The sequence below is a fragment of the Spirosoma aerophilum genome (assembly GCF_054782495.1).
The window spans coordinates 19,185-39,268 of record NZ_BAAGSJ010000017.1 but is presented as its reverse complement, the minus strand read 5'-3'; the positions used below and the strand labels follow the sequence as shown (position 1 = coordinate 39,268).

17 protein-coding genes are annotated in these 20,084 nt (G+C 50.2%); 5 read left to right on the top strand and 12 right to left on the bottom strand.

Going from position 1 to position 20,084, the window contains the following annotated elements; genetic code table 11:
• Window positions 1-106 precede the first annotated feature (106 nt).
• Entirely contained in the window at window positions 107-1,921 is a 1,815-nt protein-coding gene (gene typA / locus ACYVK4_RS22420; protein WP_461129801.1) for a translational GTPase TypA, read from the bottom strand.
• A 260-nt stretch (window positions 1,922-2,181) separates the two neighbouring features.
• On the bottom strand, window positions 2,182-2,382 hold the full coding sequence (locus ACYVK4_RS22415) for a hypothetical protein (RefSeq protein ID WP_461129800.1): 201 nt from the start codon (window positions 2,380-2,382) through the stop codon (window positions 2,182-2,184).
• Between the two features lie 68 nt (window positions 2,383-2,450).
• Between ACYVK4_RS22415 and ACYVK4_RS22410 the strand changes: the two genes are divergently transcribed.
• Window positions 2,451-2,882, top strand: coding sequence for a gamma-glutamylcyclotransferase family protein (locus ACYVK4_RS22410; protein WP_461129799.1), 432 nt, complete (start codon window positions 2,451-2,453; stop codon window positions 2,880-2,882).
• 132 nt (window positions 2,883-3,014) lie between these two features.
• Here the strand turns inward: ACYVK4_RS22410 and ACYVK4_RS22405 are convergent, their stop codons facing one another.
• The 5 genes from ACYVK4_RS22405 to ACYVK4_RS22385 form a co-directional block, all read right to left on the bottom strand.
• Window positions 3,015-3,503 (bottom strand): hypothetical protein, encoded by a 489-nt coding sequence (locus ACYVK4_RS22405; RefSeq protein ID WP_461129798.1) that lies wholly within the window; start codon window positions 3,501-3,503, stop codon window positions 3,015-3,017.
• The gene (locus ACYVK4_RS22400; protein ID WP_461129797.1) at window positions 3,409-3,852 is read right to left on the bottom strand and encodes a hypothetical protein; all 444 of its coding nucleotides are present in this window, start codon (window positions 3,850-3,852) and stop codon (window positions 3,409-3,411) included. Before ACYVK4_RS22400 ends, ACYVK4_RS22405 begins: the two co-directional genes overlap by 95 nt.
• Before the next feature lie 153 nt (window positions 3,853-4,005).
• Window positions 4,006-4,884 (bottom strand): dienelactone hydrolase family protein, encoded by an 879-nt coding sequence (locus tag ACYVK4_RS22395; protein WP_461129796.1) that lies wholly within the window; start codon window positions 4,882-4,884, stop codon window positions 4,006-4,008.
• Window positions 4,885-5,016: 132 nt separating this feature from the next.
• A complete protein-coding gene (locus tag ACYVK4_RS22390) occupies window positions 5,017-6,297 on the bottom strand; it encodes a metallophosphoesterase (RefSeq protein WP_461129795.1) in 1,281 nt (426 codons plus the stop codon).
• A gap of 6 nt (window positions 6,298-6,303) precedes the next feature.
• A complete protein-coding gene (locus ACYVK4_RS22385) occupies window positions 6,304-7,638 on the bottom strand; it encodes a hypothetical protein (protein ID WP_461129794.1) in 1,335 nt (444 codons plus the stop codon).
• A 128-nt stretch (window positions 7,639-7,766) separates the two neighbouring features.
• On the opposite strand from ACYVK4_RS22385, the gene ACYVK4_RS22380 reads away from it, so the two are divergent.
• Window positions 7,767-8,558: a carbohydrate-binding family 9-like protein gene (locus ACYVK4_RS22380; protein WP_461129793.1), complete on the top strand. Its 792-nt coding sequence runs from the start codon at window positions 7,767-7,769 to the stop codon at window positions 8,556-8,558.
• 275 nt (window positions 8,559-8,833) lie between these two features.
• Here the strand turns inward: ACYVK4_RS22380 and ACYVK4_RS22375 are convergent, their stop codons facing one another.
• The 5 genes from ACYVK4_RS22375 to recF all read right to left on the bottom strand — a co-directional run bounded on the left by ACYVK4_RS22375 (window position 8,834) and on the right by recF (window position 16,954).
• Window positions 8,834-12,268 carry an efflux RND transporter permease subunit gene (locus tag ACYVK4_RS22375; RefSeq protein WP_461129792.1) on the bottom strand — a complete coding sequence of 1,145 codons (3,435 nt, stop codon included), beginning with the start codon at window positions 12,266-12,268 and terminating at the stop codon, window positions 8,834-8,836.
• A gap of 85 nt (window positions 12,269-12,353) precedes the next feature.
• Window positions 12,354-13,481: an efflux RND transporter periplasmic adaptor subunit gene (locus tag ACYVK4_RS22370; protein WP_461129791.1), complete on the bottom strand. Its 1,128-nt coding sequence runs from the start codon at window positions 13,479-13,481 to the stop codon at window positions 12,354-12,356.
• A gap of 73 nt (window positions 13,482-13,554) precedes the next feature.
• Window positions 13,555-14,904, bottom strand: a complete 1,350-nt coding sequence (locus tag ACYVK4_RS22365) for a TolC family protein (protein ID WP_461129790.1) — start codon at window positions 14,902-14,904, stop codon at window positions 13,555-13,557.
• A complete protein-coding gene (locus tag ACYVK4_RS22360) occupies window positions 14,876-15,535 on the bottom strand; it encodes a TetR/AcrR family transcriptional regulator (RefSeq protein WP_461129789.1) in 660 nt (219 codons plus the stop codon). Before ACYVK4_RS22360 ends, ACYVK4_RS22365 begins: the two co-directional genes overlap by 29 nt.
• A gap of 267 nt (window positions 15,536-15,802) precedes the next feature.
• Complete coding sequence (gene recF, locus ACYVK4_RS22355) at window positions 15,803-16,954, bottom strand: DNA replication/repair protein RecF (protein WP_461129788.1); 1,152 nt, start codon at window positions 16,952-16,954, stop codon at window positions 15,803-15,805.
• Between the two features lie 189 nt (window positions 16,955-17,143).
• Here recF and pdhA point away from each other — a divergent pair, with 189 nt between their 5' ends.
• The 3 genes from pdhA (at window position 17,144) to ACYVK4_RS22340 (ending at window position 20,079) form a co-directional block, all read left to right on the top strand.
• Window positions 17,144-18,202: a pyruvate dehydrogenase (acetyl-transferring) E1 component subunit alpha gene (pdhA, locus tag ACYVK4_RS22350; RefSeq protein WP_461129787.1), complete on the top strand. Its 1,059-nt coding sequence runs from the start codon at window positions 17,144-17,146 to the stop codon at window positions 18,200-18,202.
• 202 nt (window positions 18,203-18,404) lie between these two features.
• Complete coding sequence (locus ACYVK4_RS22345; protein WP_461129786.1) at window positions 18,405-19,343, top strand: ring-cleaving dioxygenase; 939 nt, start codon at window positions 18,405-18,407, stop codon at window positions 19,341-19,343.
• 85 nt (window positions 19,344-19,428) lie between these two features.
• Window positions 19,429-20,079 (top strand): alpha/beta hydrolase, encoded by a 651-nt coding sequence (locus ACYVK4_RS22340; protein ID WP_461129785.1) that lies wholly within the window; start codon window positions 19,429-19,431, stop codon window positions 20,077-20,079.
• The last annotated feature ends 5 nt before the right edge of the window (window positions 20,080-20,084 follow it).

Here is a 20,084-nt window from a genome sequence, read left to right as displayed (position 1 = left end):
AAAAAATCCCCTTCGACCAGGTCGAAGGGGATTTTTTGTGTCAAAGCTATCAGGGGGTTGTGAACTGGTTTATTACTTCACCAGTCACGACTCCACCAAATACTAATTAAGCCATAGCAAACTTATTCTGGTTGCGTTTCCGCTCGTTCTCGTCGAGGTAGATCTTACGAATACGCATCGACTTCGGCGTTACTTCCAGGTACTCATCCTTCTGGATGTATTCCATATTCTCTTCAAGTGAGAACGAGATTTTCGGCGCAATTTTCACGTTGTTGTCCGAACCCGAAGCCCGCATGTTTGTCAGCTGCTTGGCGGTAATTACATTGACAACAATATCGTTCTGACGGTTGTGTTCGCCAATAACCTGACCCGTGTAAATTTCGTCTCCCGGCTCAATGAAAAACGATCCACGATCCTGAAGCTTGTCAATCGAGTAAGCCGTTGCCTGACCACTGGTCATCGAGATCAATGAACCGTTGATCCGCTCGGGGATTGGTCCTTTGTATTCCTGATACTCTTTAAAGCGGTGGCTCATGACAGCCTCACCGAAAGTAGCCGTCAGGACGTTGGAACGCAGACCGATCAGACCACGCGATGGAATATCGAATTCCAGGTGTTGCAGATCGCCTTTCGGCTCCATGATCAGCAATTCCCCTTTACGCTGGGTTGCCAACTCAATTACCTTACCGGCCGTTTCTTCCGGAACGTCGACCACGAGGGTTTCGATTGGCTCCAGTTTGTGGCCATTATCATCTTCTTTGTACAGCACCTGAGGCTGACCAACCTGCAATTCGTAACCTTCACGACGCATGGTCTCGATCAGCACAGAAAGGTGAAGAATACCCCGGCCATAGACCAGGAAGCGATCTTCGCTATCTGTCGTTTCTACACGCAGGGCCAGGTTCTTTTCAATCTCTTTGTACAGACGGTCACGCAGGTGACGCGACGTGACAAATTTACCTTCCTTGCCAAAAAACGGGGAGTTGTTGATGGTAAACAACATGTTCATTGTTGGCTCATCCACCGAAATGCGGGGTAGTGCTTCCGGGGTTTCAAGATCGGTCAGTGTATCGCCAATCTCAAACTCTTCCAAACCCGTAACGGCGCAGATATCACCACATTGTACTTCGGCTACCTTAACTTTTCCAAGACCTTCGAATGACTGAAGTTCTTTAATTTTCACCCGTTTTACCGTACCGTCTGCCTTGATAAGGCCCATATTAGCCCCTTCTTTCAGCGTACCGCGATGCACGCGACCGATGGCGATCCGACCAACGAAGGCCGAATAATCCAGCGATGTGATCTGCATTTGTGGTAAGCCTTCGTTTATTGGCGACGGCTTGATGTTCTCAACAATGGTATCGAGCAAATACGTGATGTTGTCGGTTGGGGTTTTCCAATCCGGACCCATCCAGCCCTGCTTCGACGAACCGTAGACAGTTGGAAAATCCAGCTGATCTTCGGTAGCGCCCAGGTTGAACATCAGGTCAAATACCTGTTCGTGTACTTCGTCGGGCCGGCAGTTTTCTTTGTCGACCTTGTTCACAATTACGATTGGCTTCAAACCCAGTTGAAGGGCTTTGCCTAATACGAAGCGTGTTTGCGGCATGGCCCCTTCAAAGGCGTCGACCAGCAGACACACACCGTCAGCCATTTTCAGAACGCGTTCAACTTCACCGCCGAAGTCACTGTGGCCCGGTGTATCGATGATGTTGATTTTAACGTCTTTGTAGCGTACCGATACGTTTTTAGAAACGATGGTAATGCCCCGCTCACGCTCGAGGTCATTGTTGTCCAGAATCAGGTCGCCAAACTCCTGATTGTCCCGAAAGAGCTTCGATGCGTGGATGATCTTGTCAACCAGAGTCGTTTTGCCGTGGTCAACGTGGGCGATGATTGCTATATTGCGAATTGATTGCATACAAATGTTGTCTGAACCCGGATTTTCCTGATTCGTTTGACTTTCATGATTTGGTTGTATTTCCCTGAACCCGTTTATAAGTCGTCATGAAAACCATGAAAAATCAAATAAATTCTACCGGGTAACCGGACGGTTCAGCTATTTCAAGCCGCAAAGGTACGAAATTTTACGCTGAAACACAGATTTTTACAACTAATTTAACGAAAAAAGGCCCATGTAAGGGCCTGACTCTGTTATAAGTACAATTTCTTAACAATTGCTTAATGATTCGGGCAGCCACAGCCGTTTTTCTTGCGGAAAAGTCCGGTGTTAAACAGACCTCCACGCTTTTGTTTATAGCCCTTTCGCTTACGACCAATGGCCGTTGATTCTGTGGTATGTTTAGCTGCCATTGTCTCCAGCGGAGCGGTCGTTAAAACCAGTGAGGCAGCCATGAGCAGGAGGATTTTTGTCTTTTTCATGACCCGGCAATTTCATATGTAACGTCAAAAAGCCTATTTTCGTCGCGCTGCTCTATTATTTTTATTAGATGACCCATACACCTGACTTCCTGATCGTTTACGGGACCCTCCGCCCTCCTTTCGATAACACGTTTTCGCAGTACCTCCGGCAACGCGGTCGTTATGTAGGTGAAGGCTCGTTTACCGGCCAGTCGTTCGATATGGGCAGTTACCCCGGCGCTGTTTACCAGCCAGATAGCCAAAGTCTTGTGCACGGTTCCGTGTTTGACATCAGCAACCAGAAAGCCGCCATTTTAACCTACCTCGATTACTACGAAGGGGTTGGCGAAGGCTTCGAACAACCTACCGAATACATTCGGGCCATTATTCCTGTTCAGTTCAACCACCAAACCGCCGACTGCTGGATCTATCTCTACAACCTATCGACCGACGATAAACCCCTGATCGAATCCGGCGATTATTCCATTCACATTGGCAAGCCTTTCTCCTGGCCGGCTTAATTGGTTATTGACGGGTTAGTAGAATAAGTGAAATGAGTGGAGTCGTTAAGTGGTAGCATAGTTGACATTACAGTCCTTACTCCACCACTTGACGACTCCACTCATTTCACTCACGCCATTACTTACCAAAAATTACCTTGGTCCGCGTGAACGGTTGCCGCCACTATAGGCTCCTCCACTTCGACCCCCATTGTACCCACCGCGTGGGCTACCGCCGTAATAACGGGGTGACGGTGAATAATACCGTGGACGAACCACCACCGGCGGACGAACCACTACAGGTGGGCGGTAATAGCCATATGGATTGTACCCGTAGCCGCCGTAATAGGGGCGGGCGCCATAATAACCAGGGTTGCCGTAGCCAACACCTGTACTAACATAAGAAGGCCCACAACTGGTCATCAGAACAGCCAATAAACCAGCCACAAACAAGGGCAATACTTTTATCGTTTTCATGATCTTCTCTTTGATTATTAATGTATTGAACCAATCTACCAATTGACTTGAGCAGTTGCAAAACTGCTCCTTACCAACGGCGACCGTAGCCGCCCCGGCCGCCCCGATGGCCGTAACCGTATCCTCCATAACCGCCATACGGCCGCACAATAACCGGAGGAGCATACACAACCCGTGGTGGTGGAACGATCACTACCCTGGGCGGTACAATCACTACGGGCGGCTGCACCGGATAAGGCCGACCATACTGGTCATAAGCGTAGCCATTTGGGTATGCCTGCCCATAACCATTCGGATAAGGCTGGCCGTAGCCGTTATTGTATCCATTTGGGTAAGACTGGTTCGGATAATTCTGACCGTTGCCATACCCGTTGGGGTAATTTGGGTTGTACCCGTTATCGTTTGGATATGATTGACGATTGCCGTTGCCGGGTCCGTAAACCTGTCCGAAACTAATACTGGCTACACCTAAAAGCAGACCAGCCATAACTCCACTCCACTTGATCGTTTTCATCGCTGAGGCAGGTTTTCACCCGATTTGTGAGTTAGACAAAGCAGACCAGCCATCGTTTAATGAAAACGTAAAGAATCTTCTTAAAGTTTAATTAAAAAGCCTGACCACTAGGTAGTAGTCAGGCTTTCCACTCAAAATAAAGAGGTAAACTAATTACGCTTTCAGTTTATCTTTCAGGTAATTCAGCGCCAGCTTGTAGGCATCGGCTGCGGCTTCCTTGTTATAAACCGGGTTGCTTGGGTTGGCAAAGCCGTGACCGGCATCGTACATCTTCACGGTCACTTTCTCACCAGCTTTCGCCATGTTCTCTTCAAACGTTTTAACTGACTCCGGCGTGATGCCTTTGTCCTGGCTGCCAAAAATGCCCAGTACGTCGGTGTCGAGGGTTTTCAGCTTCTCCACATCCTGCTCCGGCCGACCGTAGTACATCACGCAGCCTTTGGCTTTTTTGCCTTCCAGCATAGCCGACTGCAACGACAGCATGCCACCAAAGCACCAGCCAACACTGGCAAATTCAGCCTTAGGACCGGCATATTCGATAGCCCCTTTCATGATGCTGGCCAGCCGCTCTTTGTTGGCACCCTGCATGAGTTTGCCTGCTTCCGATGGCTCAGTCGCCACTTTGCCGTCATACATGTCAACGGCCAGTACGTTCACATCCTTCAGGTCGTTGTAAAACGTTTCGGCTTGTTGCTTGATGTTATCGTTCAGACCCCACCACTCCTGATAGACGAGCAGCCATTTGTTGGAATTCTTTTTCGACTTCAGCAGAAACCCGTTTGCCGACTGACCGTCGGGTGTCGAGAACTTGATCATCTCGCCCGCGCCAACGTAGGTGAAGGGTAGGGGAGCTTCGTGCAGTCGCTGGAAAGCCGGGTCAGCGGCCATGGCCGACATGTCGTTGCCTTCGCCGTCGGTAGCCGGTGCATGGCAAAGCGGAATCGCCGTTTCCTGCGGTTGTGCTGGCTTGATGTTCAGCAACGACAGCAGCGACATGAAAAAGGAAAGTCCGGTAATGAATACGATTTTCATATAGTATGTGATGGTTAATTGATAGGGGTAACTGAATGAGCAGGGAATAAGTTAACCGATACTCCATAAGCTACGGCAAGTTAACACAAGCTTTCAACTAATTCATGTTGATACATGTGATTGTCCCGCTTATCACGCTTTCACCAGCTCAAAAATCGTTATTTCGGGGAGGATGCCGACGCGGCCGGGATAGCCGATGTAGCCGTAGCCCCGATTCACATACAATCGCTGATTGCCCTCCTGATACAAGCCTGCCCATTGTTTGTAGAAGTATTGCGCCGGACTCCAGCGCACATCGCCCAGGTCGACGCCAAACTGAGCGCCGTGCGTGTGACCGCTGAACTGAACGTCGATATCCGGGTACTTCGGCCGAACTTCGGCATCCCAGTGGGTCGGGTCGTGGGAGAGGAGCAGCTTGACGGGATAATCCTGCGTGCCTTCGTAAGCTTTGGCCAGATTACCCGCCCGCAAGGCCGCCGGACCGAAGCCAAGATTCTGAACCCCAATCAGGGCAATTTTATCGCCGTTCAGCTCCAGAATTTTGTTTTCATCCATCATAATGTTCCATCCCATCTGCTTGTGAGCCGCCACTACGTTCATCACGTTCTGCCGTTCGGCCTGAACGCTCGGCCATTGCACGTATTTCCCGTAATCGTGGTTTCCCAGGGTCGAGTATACCCCCAGCGGGGCCTTTACTTTATTGAAAATGTCGATGTAGCTATTCACTTCTTCGGCATGGCTGTTGACCAGATCGCCGGTGAAGAATACCATATCGGGCTTCTGGCCGAGGAGCATGTCGACGCCCCCTTTCACCGCTGTTTTGTTAAAAAAGCTACCCGAGTGAATATCCGAGATCTGGGCGATGGTCATGCCGTTGAAACCGGAAGGCAGGTTTTTCAGCGGGAGCTTGATCCGCCGGATTCGGTAATCATGCGCGCCCGAGACAATCCCCCACGTAAAACCAACCAGCGGCACCGCACTGACAACCAGCGCCGTTTTCATCAGAAAATCGGAACGGGTGATGGTGTCCGTCGCGGGTATGCTTTGGCGGTTTGTATCGACAACCGCTTCCCGAACTTCGGGCTTGTAGAAGAGCGAAACAATCCACCGGAAGAACCGGCCGATGTCATCAATGAAAATGATCAGTACGGCGAAGATTTTCGAGAAGTAAGGAATGGCAATGGCGGCCCACAAAAACGTCCGGGTGTTGCGACTGATGGAATCGGGGGGGAGCAGCTGCATGATGACGTACAGCACCAACGATAACGCTGTAAACCCCCAAAACGCAATGGTAATAATCCGTTGGGTGCTTTCTGTAGCTGAACGGCTAAGGGTCTTCACGGCCTGAAAAACGTACCAGTCGATCAGCAGCAGGATAGCGGGAAGAATGAAAAATAAGGCAGTACGATTCATGAATGTTTAGTTAGTGCTCTTGCTGAACTCAAGGATGTATTCGGACAGGTATTCGCTTTTTTCGGGCTTGATGTTCTTGACAAACAGCCGCGCCCGCTGCCCTAACCGCAGGCAGGTATGTTTGTTGGCAATATCATCGGGTGTGTTCATGGGTTGCAGGGATGGATACCACAGGAAAAACCCCGGTTTATCGAGCAGTAACTTCGGTTTCGACCAGGCCTGCGATTGAAGGGCTTCGCCCAGATCGAGGTTTTGGTTAAACGAAATATGAATGCTGCTTCCCGCCCACGACTGCCCTACGACTTTGCCCATGAGCATAACCCAACAATTAAGGTAGGTGTTCCAACTCACCGACGGCCCCCAGTGAAAGCCGCCCGTTGGCGAGGATGCGGCCCCACCGCCTTCGCTTTCCGGAATTTGCAGGGACGCAATGGGGGCACCTACACCGTTGTAAGGTGCGTTGAAACCTTTACCATCCCACCGTCGGGCTTTACCAACGGGATTATCCAGATCGCTCAGTTTAATGCGGGCTACACTAATACATTGGCCGCTCCATTCTTTTTTCCGGTCATAACCCGCTTCGTCGTATTGGCCGGGATAGCCATACTCTCCATAAAACAGATACAGGTAGTCGCCACTGGCTACGGCAGAGGGATCGCCGACGCCCCCGGCAAAGGTCTTGGACGTGTTGTGCGGTTTGAGAATCATCCGGGGTTGAAGGTCTTCAATAAAGAGTCCTTTGTTCTCCCACGCCTTTCCACCGTTAGTTGATTTCATGATACCGATCCGGCAAACGGCAGCGGGCGACTTCGGACCGGTTAGTCCCTGCGGCCATTTTTTGTCGATGTATCCTTCGCCGGTTTTCGGGTCGTAGGGGAGGGTGGCCGGGTAGTTTTCGTTGTGGTAAACAGCGTAAAGTGTTTTGCCGGAGGTATCGGTGGTGTCCTGATAAACGGTCTCAAACCAAACGGCCCCGTGCAAGCCAGCCTGACCAATCGGTACGTTCAGTGGCATTTTAGGTTCGGTAAATTCCTTTCCCTGCCGGGCAAAGGCTTCTTCGGCGTTTTTACCGTCGGCATATTTCAGGTCGCGGGCATTACCCCAGAGCGGGTCTTCGCCGTACTTGCCCGGAAAAATCCGGAACGTATCACCCACCCAGGCTTCGGCCATGTTGCAGTCAACGAAAGAGTTGAATAACACCCGTTTGGCGGGAATGAGTTTATACGTGGGCACGTCGGCCAGTTGTTGATCGGCTTCTTTTTTGCCGGAGCAGCCAACGAACAGCAGAGTCGCTAATGCCCCGACAATCAGCGTAGTAACCGTATGATTTTGTGTCTCCATGATACTCAATAAAGGTCGGCAGCAGTTTGAATTACTCAGTTGCCAACAGGTAGTGATAGGCCATCTTCGCTACATATGAGTATAATCTAGAAACCATTAGGTTTACACTGTAAGCCCTCTAACTCTATATGGATTCATATACCGCTACCAAAATAAAGGAGACAATAACAGTCGATGGAGACCTGACGAAACCCATCTGGCAACAGGCCGTCTGGAGCCCCCGCTTTGTGGACATGGCTTCGGGCGCGCCGGGCATGTACGATACCAAAACGGCTATCGTCTGGAACGACACGCACCTGTACGTTGCCTTTCAGGCTGAAGAACCTTTCGTAGAAGCGCACCTGACCGAACGGGATTCCATCATCTTTCTGGAAAGCGACCTCGAACTCTTCATCGACGGGGGCGACTGTTATTACGAACTGGAAGTGAATGCCCGTAATACGGTGTATGAGGTATTTTTTATCTGGAAAGATGCCTACCAGCGCGGCAGCCGCTTTGATATTCCTCAGTTCGATGTATTTGGGCCGCAGGCGCTCACCTTCGGCGGTGACCTCGATCGCAGCGGTCCCTCGTTCTGGTACGGCACACACCCGCGCGGTCTGCGCTGGGCGTTCCTGAACTACGACATGCCGGGTCTGGAAACGGCCGTTCAGATTGACGGCACTCTGAACGACAACAGCGACATTGACAAAGGCTGGTCGCTGGAAATCGCTATTCCATGGTCGAGTTTGACGCACCTGGCTAACGGTCGTAACCTGCCTCCTCAACCCGGTGATGAATGGCGGATGTTCCTGGGCCGCTTCCAGAAATTAATGTCGTCGGGACAGGAAGTACAGCCGCACCCAGCCATGGTCATGACATCCCACGGCGTATACGACACCCATCGGCCGGAGAAATGGAGCCGGGTGGTGTTTAAATAAAGAGCGAGTGATGCTGTGCTGGCGGGTCCCAGACCCGCCACAGCGAGGACGGTTCGCCGTTGCGATTCTCAAAACCTCGTTCGGCTGGCTAGTGTTCGGTGATGCGTTTTCCTTAAATCCCGTTCAGCCGCTAGTTAATCAACGAGGTTTTGAGAATCGCAACGGCGAACCGTCCTCGCTATGTCAGTTTTAAGAAACTGACACCACAAAAAGAGTGAATGAGCGAAGTGTCCCACCGGACTCATCGCTCATTCACTCTTTCACTCTTTAAAAATCTAAACTAACTCTTCTTCCAACTCCTCCTTACGCTCAAGCGCCGGATCTTTTTTGCCGAACCATTTCATCCGGATACGCTCGTTGATCCAGTACATACACGGCACAATGACCAGTGTCAATACAGTCGAGAACGTTAGGCCGAAGATGATGGTCCAGGCCAGGATGTTCCAGAATACGGAGCTATCGCCACCTACGATGATGTGCGGATCGAAGTCGCGGAACAGGCCCACGAAATCGACGGTGATGCCCAAGGCCAGCGGAATCAGACCTAGTACGGCCGCCGAAGCGGTTAACAATACCGGCGTCAGACGAATGCCGCCCGCTTCGATGATGGCTTCACGAAGGGGAACGCCCCGTCCACGCAACTCTTCGATGAATTCGATCAGCAGAATCCCGTTTTTCACCACAATACCGGCGAGGGCAATGATCCCCACACCCGACATGATGACGGAGAATTCCTTATTGAATATCACGAACCCAAGCAGGACGCCAATCAATGAGAAGAGGATCGTCACGAAGATGATCAGCGGCTTCACCACCGAGTTGAACTGCGTTGCCATAATCAGGTAAATGAGCATCATAGCAATCCCAAAAGCCGATATCAGGAAGCTCATCGACTCCTGCTGGTCTTCCTGCTCGCCACCCATTTTGAGCGTATAGCCATTCGGGACGTCAATCTCTTTGATGACCTCCTGAATCTGTGCCACAATCTGGTTGGCGTTATAACCCGGCACCACATCGGAACTTAACGTAACGAGCCGCTGCTGATTTTTCCGGTTGATCTGACTAAAAGTTGTCGAATAGCTGATGTTGGCGACCGATGTAATGGGTACCTGACGCAGTTGCCCGCCCATGACCATGTCCCGATACACCACATTCAGACTTAACAGCTTGTCGATCTGGCTCCGGTCGTCGGATTTCAGACGGACCATGATCGGGTATTCATCCTTCGCATCGCGGAACTTCGACACTTCTAAACCGAACAGGGCGGTCCGGATGGCCAGGGCCACCTGACCCGACGAAATCCCTTCACGCTCGGCTTTTTCGCGGTCGATGTTGATAACAATTTCCGGCTTGTTCGTGATCAGGTCCGACTTAAGCTGGTCGATGCCTTTGATACCCGCCTGAGAAATCTTTTGCCGAACCTGTTTTTCGAGCTTCTGAAGTTCACCGAACTCCTCACCGGCAATTTCAATGGCAATCGGTTTACCCGTTGGCGGTCCGTTCGATTCCCGTTCTACAGACAGCTCCGTACCCGGCAAACCACTCACTGCCACCCGTACTTTAGCCAGGAGCGAGTCGGTCGAAATACCGTTCCGTTCTTCGTTTGGCTTGAAGGCAATCGTCACTTTCGACTTTTGCGGTGTGGCCGACCGGTCGGGGTTCATCGGGTCACCGGCGTTCTTACCCACGTTCGAAATAACGGAGTTAACAATGTCAGTTGCTTTGTTGTCTTCCAGTACCTTAAATACACGCTTCTCAATAACTCTGGTTATGGAATCGGTTACGCGGGCATCGGTACCAATCGGCATGACGTTGTACACGTAAATGTAATCGGGCTCGCCACTGGGGAAGAACAACACTTTAGGTTTGGCGATACCGACGATAATGAAGGTCAGAATCAGCAAACCGAAGGCTCCGCCGATGGCACCCACCGGACGCCATCCCGTCAATATCCACGAAATCAACCGGCGATACCCATTCTTAAGGGCGGGTAGTAACCGCTCCTGGAAAGGCACGATCAGCTTCGGCGTTAGCACGTAATGGTTGAACACATACAGGATAATAAACAACACGAACAGGTTGCCAATACCCCGGTCAACGACGTAGCCAACACCCGCCAGCACCGTCATAATGATCAGCGGCCGCTTGATCTCCTGGAAGCTCTGTTTGTCTTCGTGGTTATCATCGTCGTGCCGTTTCATGAACGTTACGGCAAATACCGGGTTGATCACGTAGGCAACGAAGAGGGAAGCGAACAGCGTTAGTATAAGCGTCAGGGGCAGGAATTTCATGAACTCGCCCACGATACCCGGCCAGAACAGCAGCGGGAAGAACGGCGCAATGGTCGTTAGCGTTCCAGATAAAACCGGTACGAATACCTCACCCGCAGCCGCTTTTACGGCCTGTTTGATATCCCAGTCTTTGTTCTCGTTAAACAGGCGGTGCGAGTTTTCGATTACCACGATGGCATCATCCACCACAAGTCCCAAACCGAGCAGGAAGGCAAAGAGTACCATCGTGTTCAGCGTAAACGAAGCACCAACAGCAGGTCCTAAAACCGGCATCAGCACGAAAGCCACCAGGGCCGACAACGGTACCGACAGCCCCACGAAGATGGCATCCCGAACGCCCATAAAGAACATCAGGATCAACACCACGAAAATGAATCCCAACACAACGGTGTTGATCAGGTCATTGACGTTTTCACGGGTCCGCTCCGACTGGTCGGCGGTGATTTTCACTTCCAGACCTTCAGGAAAACGGGTTTCCTTGTAGTCTTCAATCGTTTTTTCAATCCGGTCGGCGGCCGAGATCAGGTTGGCACCGGCGCGTTTGATTACGTTCAGGGTAACAACCGATTTGTTATTCAACCGGGCAAAGTTCTGTTGCTCTTCGAAGTTATCACGCACATCAGCAATTTCACCGAGCCGAACGGTAGCCCCCGTAGCGGTCCGAATCTGCAAGTTCTGAAGCTGGGTAACATCGGTAAATTCACCTTTTACCCGCACCGTCCGGCGAACGCCATCAATGGGCAGTTCCCCACCCGACACGTTTACGTTTTCGCCCTGAATTGCCTGTTGAATATCCGAGAAAGCCAGCCCTGCCGACTGCATCCGGGGAAGGTCGACGTTGATCTGAATCTCACGATCCAGTGCCCCAACGATGTCGACCCGACGAATTTCGGGCATTCCTTCAATGACGTCCTGTAAATCCTCGGCGTACTCTTTCAGTTGTTTCAGTGAGAAATTACCGGCCATGTTGATGTTCATGATCGCCATTTCGGAGAAGTCAACATCCTGCGCCGTTGGACCGGCATCCAGCTTTTGCGGCAGATCGGGCTTCGCTTTGTCAATGGCATCGCGAACCCGTTGCAGCGCTTCGGCCGAATTCACATCCGGGTTGAATTCGATCAGAATAACCGATACATCCTGCAAAGCATTCGATTTGATGCGCTTTACGCCCGAGATGGACTTGAGCTGCTTTTCGATCTGCTTGTTGATGGTGTTTTCAATATCGGCCGGGGCCGTTCCCACATACACCGTATTAATGTACACCTGCGGAACCTTGATGTCCGGAAACTGCTCTTTCGGCAGGTTGTTATAAACGAACAGCCCACCTATGGTAATCAGGAAGGTGAAGATGTAAATCGCCGTTCGGTTCTCCACGCACCAGTTGGTGAATCCGAGGGTTTTGTACTGTTCAAATTTCATAAAGAAGGAGTTTGTCGTTTTTGGCGGCTGGTTTCGGGTGTTTCACCAATTGGAAACAAACCGGATCCAGCCGCCAAAAACCTGATTAAAAATTGATCGCCTGTCCGTCAACCAAATCCTGATAGCCCGTGGTAACGATCTGGTCACCGGCCTGTAATCCCTGTGTGATGGCGATCTGCCCTCCGTATGACGGACCTGTTTTGATAGTCCGTGCTTTGGCTACTTTCTTGCCGCCTTCGCTCACCGCTACGTACACCAGTTGCCCGTTCTCAGTGCTCTGGATAAGGTTTTGGTTGATCACAATGGCATTCGCTTTTGTCTCGTCGTTGATCTTGATGCGCGCCAGCATATTTGGTTTCAGCGCGTTGTCGGATGGGAGAGGGGCCTCAATGGTGAACGTCCGGGTCAGCGGGTCTACCGTTGTTGCCACAAACGAGATGCGCGAGTTCATGCTTTTCTGCAGGTCCGGAAATTCGATCATCACGGCATCACCTTTGCGAACGCTGCCCGAATAGGTATCAGACACTTTGGCCACCACTTTCAGCTGGGCTAAGTTCACGACCCGAACCAGTCCCATGCCCGGTGCTGCCGACTGTCCAATTTTGACCATTACCTGATCCACAACCCCGGAAATCGGCGCTGTTACCGTTGACTGGCTCAGTTGAGCATTGAGGGTGGCCAGTCGGCGTTCGAGCGATTCTTTGTTGTTCTTCGCCTGTAGGTACTGGATTTCCGTACCGATCTGCTGGTTCCACAAAGCCGCCTGTTTTTCATAAACCGTATTTACCAGTGACAGCTGGGTTCTCACCTCGGCCATCGACTCCCGCAGCAGTTGATCGTCAATTTTCGCAATCGCCTGCCCGGCCCGTACCTGATCACCTTCTTTCACATAAACCGCCGTAACAACACCGCCCGATTTAGGCGATACCTGTACGTTGTTTTTCGCGTCGATCGTGCCCTGTAATTCGACAAAGTGCTTGAACGTCGTGGCCGCCACCGGCGATACTGTTACATCCTTAACGCGTACATCTTCCTGCTTTTTCGGCTCAAGTTTGGCCAGTTCGGCCTCCAGCGTCTTTATCTTGGTGGTCAACTCCGTTTGCTGCGATTTCAGTTCGGTCAGCTCCTCCCGTTTACCCTGTACATCTGTTTTCTTTTCTCCCGAGCAGGCCGCTAATAAGCTCACCAGGGCAATTGCGTAGTATGGTTTCATTTGTAATCGTTTGCAGTTTTAAAATTCGTTCAGGTTGCTTCCATACATTGGTTAACAGTGTATGGATTGCCATTTAGTTACCGATATAGAGCTTTCCGTTCGCTTTATCGGCATCCACTTTGGTTTGCAGGAAGTTGTACAGCGAAGCGAAGTAATTCGCCTGCGCCTGCCGAAACGAGTTCTCAGCATCCAGCACTTCGATGTTCGACCCTACACCTTCCTGATACTTGATCTTGGTTACGCGGGCTACTTCCTGGGCCAGTTCAACGTTGCGCTTCTGTGTTCGGAGCGTTTGCAGACTATTCCCCAGCGTGATGGTTGACTGACGGATTTGCAGATCGATGGAGTTTTTCAGCAGTTGTCCGTTGTTCTGCGCTTTCTGCAGCGTGAATCGCTTTTGCTGCGCCTGGTATTTCTTCTGAAAACCATCGAAAACGGGTACCGACAAGTTGATACCAACCGTTGCCGAATTGAACCAGGGGTCGGTGAAGAGACTACTGAATTTGTTGCGTCCCGTATTGTATCCGTAGTTGGCAATAGCGCTCAGCCGTGGATAGTATTGCTTTGCCGTGCTTTGTAGATCCAGATCGGCCAGTTGAATCTGCGATTGCAGCGTCGAAAATTCGATGCGCTGGTTATAGTCGAATTCAGCCGCTGACTGAGCCGTAGTACGTTCCATCGCATCCAGATCAATATCCTGAATTTGCTCCGTCAGTGTTATGTTGTCATTGATACCCAGTCCCATCTGAAACTTCAGCAGGTAATAGCTCAGATCCACCAGATTTTTCACGTTCTGCCGCTCTGCTTTCAGGTTATTCACCTGAACTTCCAGACGACTCACATCAATCTTTTCGGCAAAGCCCTGTTTGTTAAGCGCCTGCGTATTTTTGAATAACGTATCAACGCGGGCAATATTCAGATCGAGCAACTTGATCTGCTGTTCGTTCACCAGCACACCGTAGTAGGCTTTCGCCACCTGCTCGGCCACGGTAATCTTCGAAGCCGTTATGTTCTTCTGCGCCAGTTGGCGGTAGGTTTCAGCCGCTTTCAGCCCTAGCCGATACGACGCATCAAACAAAAGCTGATTGAGCGTACCGGAAAAACCACCCGAGTAAGCTACCCCAAACTGAACCGGTACAGCAGGCGCATCAGGAGAGGCATTTTGATCGAAAAAAATGGCTGGCAAAAACACCCGCTGAATAATCAGGTTGTCCGTTACTTGTCCTGCTATCGATACCTGTGGTAAGGCAACCCCTTTGATCTCCTGAATCCGAGACTCGGAGCTTAACGCATCCAGCCCTGAATTCCTAACGTTGATGTTGTTCTCAATGGCAAACTTGATTGCTTCGTTGAGTGAGAACTCCTGTTTGTTCTGAGCAAGCAAAGACCCTGTACTACTCAGCAAGGCGAGCAGCCAGATCATTGCTGTCTTTCTTGTAAACTTTAACCTCATGGTTGTATTGATTAACGTACTGGTTGTAAATGGTAAAGCCTTTTTCGGTAAGCATACCGCGCACGAAGTGGTGAATCAGTTCGTACTGAATCTCATGCATGGAATACGTGTCGGTGGGGAAAATCTCATTGTCGAAAGCCAGCTCTATCTGTTCGACCCGTAACCGGGCTAAAATAGCCGGACTTATATCGTCTCGGTATAGTCCTTGAGAAATACCTTTTTGGATATTTTCAAGAATAGATCGCATTATCGCATCTTCTTTATACTTACTGAAGAGTGTGAACGCCTGTGGATAGTATCGTTTTACATCAATAAGCAGGTTTGGGCTAACATGGTCGGCGTTACGCTGCATCATGTTCAGAACGCTAAGAAGTTCCTCCACAGGATTTGCCGTTTCAACCACCATACAGTTCATTTCTGAAAGATTTCTGCCAATTTTACTCTCAATTACCTGATACAGAATCTGTTCTTTATCAGAAAAATGCTGGTAAATTGTCTTCTTGGATATACCCAGATTTCGGGCAATATCTTCCATCGTTACCGACCGAACGCCATACTTCCAAAACAACCGTTCAGCCTCTTCCAGAATCCTCTCTTTCATCAATGAATAGCACTTTTACTAGATGAACTCCGGAAACTCAAATATAGTTCGTAGTTTCCAATCTAAGTTTGGAGAATATGATGAACGGCCGAAATGGCGGAGTGAAGCAACCGAAAAGCCCGACGAACCTATCCGGCGCCGGGCTTTTTTTATACCAAACAGCTTCCAGCTGTCAGCGTAATTCAACCTAAACAATGAGCGCGCAACAACGCTTGATCATTATTTACACTTGATTAACCTGGTATGAATTTGCGTACTATGGACTAATCAGGACCCAATCTCAAAAAACTTCACATCGGCCTTTACGTTGGTGAGCAATTCCCTCGTGCGTTCCGGGCGGGCATCCGAAATAAACAACTGGCCAAACACACCTTCATCCATCTGCTGAATGAGTTTACCAATACGGCGGTCATCCAGCTTATCGAAAATATCGTCCAGGAGCAGAATGGGTTTTACTCCCTTCTCCGTCTTTAGCTGATCGAACTGGGCCAGCTTCAGGGCAATGACGAACGTTTTCTGCTGCCCCTGCGAGCCAAACTTTTTTAAGGGCACCGCTGGCTGGTCAGCCTGGCCACCAATCAAAAACGAGTAATCATCTTTATGAACGCCCATAGTGGTGCGCTGCAGGACCGTATCCCGCCGACGGAAATGCCGGAACTCATCGGCAAAAGCGGGGTTGCTCACCTCCGACTCGTAAACGATATTCACCTCTTCGCGATCATCGCTCAGGTAAGCGTAATGAATTCGGAAACTGGGCAGAAACTCTTCAACGAATTGTTTTCGGCGATTATGAATTTTTTGACCCAGGTCGAGGAGAGGCTCGTCGTAGGTATCCAGCAGATCGTTGTCGACCTGACTACGTTCGGCAAAGAGTTTGAGTAGACTGTTTCGCTGCTTAAGCACCTGCTGATACATCAGGTAGTCGCGCAGGTAATTGGGATCGAGTTGGGAGAGCACCCCATCAAAAAAATGCCGACGCTCTTCGCTATGGTCTCGCACCAGATCGGTATCATTAGGCGCTACGAGCACGACCGGAAACCGCCCAATGTGTTCACTAATGCGTTCATACGGCTTTTTATCGGCCATCAGTACCTTCCGCTGACCCCGTTGCAGACTAATTGTAATTTGAACCCGGCCTGGATTGGTCCGACCTGGAGGGGTCCGACCTGGAAAGGCATTCTGGTCGTCGTGCTCGTCAAAAATACCGTCGATGATAAAATAATCCGCATCATGCAAAATACTTAAGGCGTCCTGCGTCTGAAAGGCGCTTTTGCTGAGCGACAGGAAATAAACAGCGTCCAGGAGGTTTGTTTTGCCGCTTCCATTCGGTCCTACGATCACGTTCACCTGTTGCCCAAACACATAGCGGGCGTCTTCATAGTTCTTAAAATTGGTCAGGCTAAGCTTTTCGAGGTGCATAGGTGTAGCGTATAACGCGATAATGCGTAATTTCGCAGGAATTAATTGCTCACCTGGTCATAATGACTGTTTGAGCAATCAACATTGGCAACAAAGATACGGTCGGTTTGTTAGGTAAACAGACCTCTAGCTTACTGGCTCCGTACGGCATAGCGCCAACGATAGCTCATTTTATCGAACACATTCCTCATGGCAAGCGTCAAAGAGAAACCCAAACAGAATGGTAAGGCTTCGGAAGCCCAATCGGCCGTTGCCACGAAAGTACAGCATCCCAAGGAGCGGTATATGTATTGGTATGAGTCCATGCAGTTGCAGCGGAAGTTTGAAGAAAAAGCCGGGCAACTTTATGGTCAACAAAAAATCCGGGGATTCTGCCATCTATATATTGGTCAGGAAGCCTGTTCGTCAGGATCGTATACAGCCCTGACAAAAGACGACAAATGGATTACGGCCTATCGGGATCACGGTATCCCGCTGGCCCTGGGTTCTGACCCAAAAGCCATCATGGCTGAGTTGTTTGCCAAACAAACTGGCTCGTCAAAAGGCAAAGGCGGTTCGATGCACATCTTCGACAAGTCGGTCAATTTTGTTGGTGGTCACGGTATCGTAGGCGCGCAGATCCCAATGGGTGCGGGCATTGCCTTCTCCGAAAAATATAACAAGACCGGCAACCTCTGCATCACCTTCATGGGCGATGGTGCCGTTCGTCAAGGTGCCCTGCACGAGGCCTTCAACATGGCCATGCTGTGGAAACTGCCCGTCATTTTTGTAGTTGAGAACAATGGCTATGCCATGGGAACTTCTGTTGCGCGGACATCAAACGTAACCGATCTGTATACCCTGGCTGAAGCCTATGACATGCCTTCTGAACCCGTCGACGCTATGAGCGTTGAGGCCGTTCACGAAGCTGTTAGCCGTGCCGCCGACCGTGCCCGCGCTGGCGAAGGCCCGACCTTCCTTGAGTTCCGTACCTATCGTTACCGGGGTCACTCCATGTCGGATCCGCAGAAATACCGGAAGAAAGAGGAAGTAGAAGAATACAAACTCCGCGACCCAATCGAGCAGGTGAAAGCCGCTATCCTCGAAAAAGGCATTGCTACCGAAGATGACCTGAACGCGATTGACCAGAAAATAAAGGTGATCGTTGATGAGTCCGTCAAGTTTGCGGAAGAGTCTCCTTACCCGGCTCCTGAAGAAGCCTTCAAAGATGTTTACATGCAGCAGGATTATCCGTTCCTGATGGAATAATCAGTAACCGGCCTACTGTTTTAGAAAGCGTTCGTACGTATAGTGCGGACGCTTTTTTTGTCCTTATCCGTTTAAAAGCGCTTTTTTTGACTTGCCAATAAATCGGTTCTCGACTTTTGAACATTTTCTTAAAATTAAATGTATATACATCAAATGTAGAAACATTTAAAACCTTTTCACTCGATAAAAACTTTCAACACATATGGAAACGCTCATAAACGGCCTGCACCACGTTACGACATTAGCCGGTGATACACAACGGAATGTTGACTACTATACGGATATTCTTGGTTTACGTTTGGTCAAGAAAACTGTGAACTTCGATGCTCCGGATGTCTACCATTTATACTACGGCAACGAAACGGGTTCGCCCGGAACCATTTTAACTTTTTTCCCATACGGAAAACTGCCCCGTGGCCGTAAAGGTGTTGGTCAGTTGACCTACACTGCCTTTTCAGCGCCCACAGCTTCGCTTAGTTTCTGGATGGATCGCCTGCACGAGCGCAACATTCCGTACGCTGGCCCTTACAAACGGTTCTCCGAATCGTATGTGCGGTTTGAAGACTACGATGGTATGGGTATTGAGCTTGTCTTCACCGATGAAGATCAACGTACCGGTTGGGACAATGGTCGCATTCCCGCCGAATACGCCGTTCGTGGTTTTCATACCGTTACCCTGAATGAACTCAACCCCGATCGGACCGTGAAGCTTTTGACCGAAACGATGCAGCATACGCTGGTAGGAGAGGAGGAGGGTCGATTCCGGTTCAAGGCCGGTGCTGGTGGCCCCGGCAACTATGTGGATGTGCTGCATTCGCCCAAAGATGTCCATGCCCTACAGGGTGCGGGCTCGGTACACCACGTTGCCTTTTCGACGGACTCCGACGAAACCCAGTTGATCCTGCAACAGCAGTTGTCGGAATCAGGGTATCATGTGACCCCCGTTCAGGACCGTAACTATTTCAACAGTATTTATTTCCGCGAACCGGGTGGCATCTTATTCGAAATTGCGACCAACCCGCCCGGATTCACCGTCGATGAGCCGCTTGCCGAACTGGGAACTGCCTTGAAACTGCCTCCTCAATACGAACCCCGCCGGGCGAAAATTGAAGCAGAATTGCCTTTAATCAGTCTGAAATAATTTTTAAACACAGAGGCCCAGAGAATACAAAGAATCGATTTCTGCACAAACTTTGTGCTCTCTGTGCCTGTGCGTTCATCCACGTATGATACACAACCCTAATAACATCCGAACAGCTGGCAAACCACTTGAGGAAGCCTCGAAGGTGATGGTCATGGTTCACGGCCGGGGTGGCTCAGCGCAGGACATATTGTCGCTTTCCAACTATATCCAGGATAAAGATTTTGCGTTTGTAGCTCCCGAGGCTCAGGGCAACACCTGGTATCCATATTCGTTTTTGCGGCCTGAAAGTGAAAATGAGCCGTACTTGTCTTCAGCCCTGGAGGTTCTGGCCAGTTTACGCGGTCGACTGCAGGCTGACTTTAATTTCAAATTACCGCAGATCTATTGGCTTGGTTTCTCACAAGGTGCTTGCCTGATGCTGGAATTCGTTGCCCGAAATGCGTCTGAGTACGGCGGAGTTTTTGGCTTAAGTGGCGGGTTGATCGGACCGGATGGTACAACTCGTGCTTATGAAGGGTCGTTAGATAAAACGCCGGTTTTTTTAGGCTGTAGCGACACGGATTCTCATATCCCTAAAAAGCGGGTTCTGGAATCTGAAGCCGTATTTCGGCAGATGGGCGCTGACGTGACGACGAAATTGTATCCAAATTTTCCACACTCGATTAACGAAGATGAGCTAAACGTTGTTAATTTGCTACTAGCTGGAGACCGACAAACTCCGGCTGTCATCTAACAATA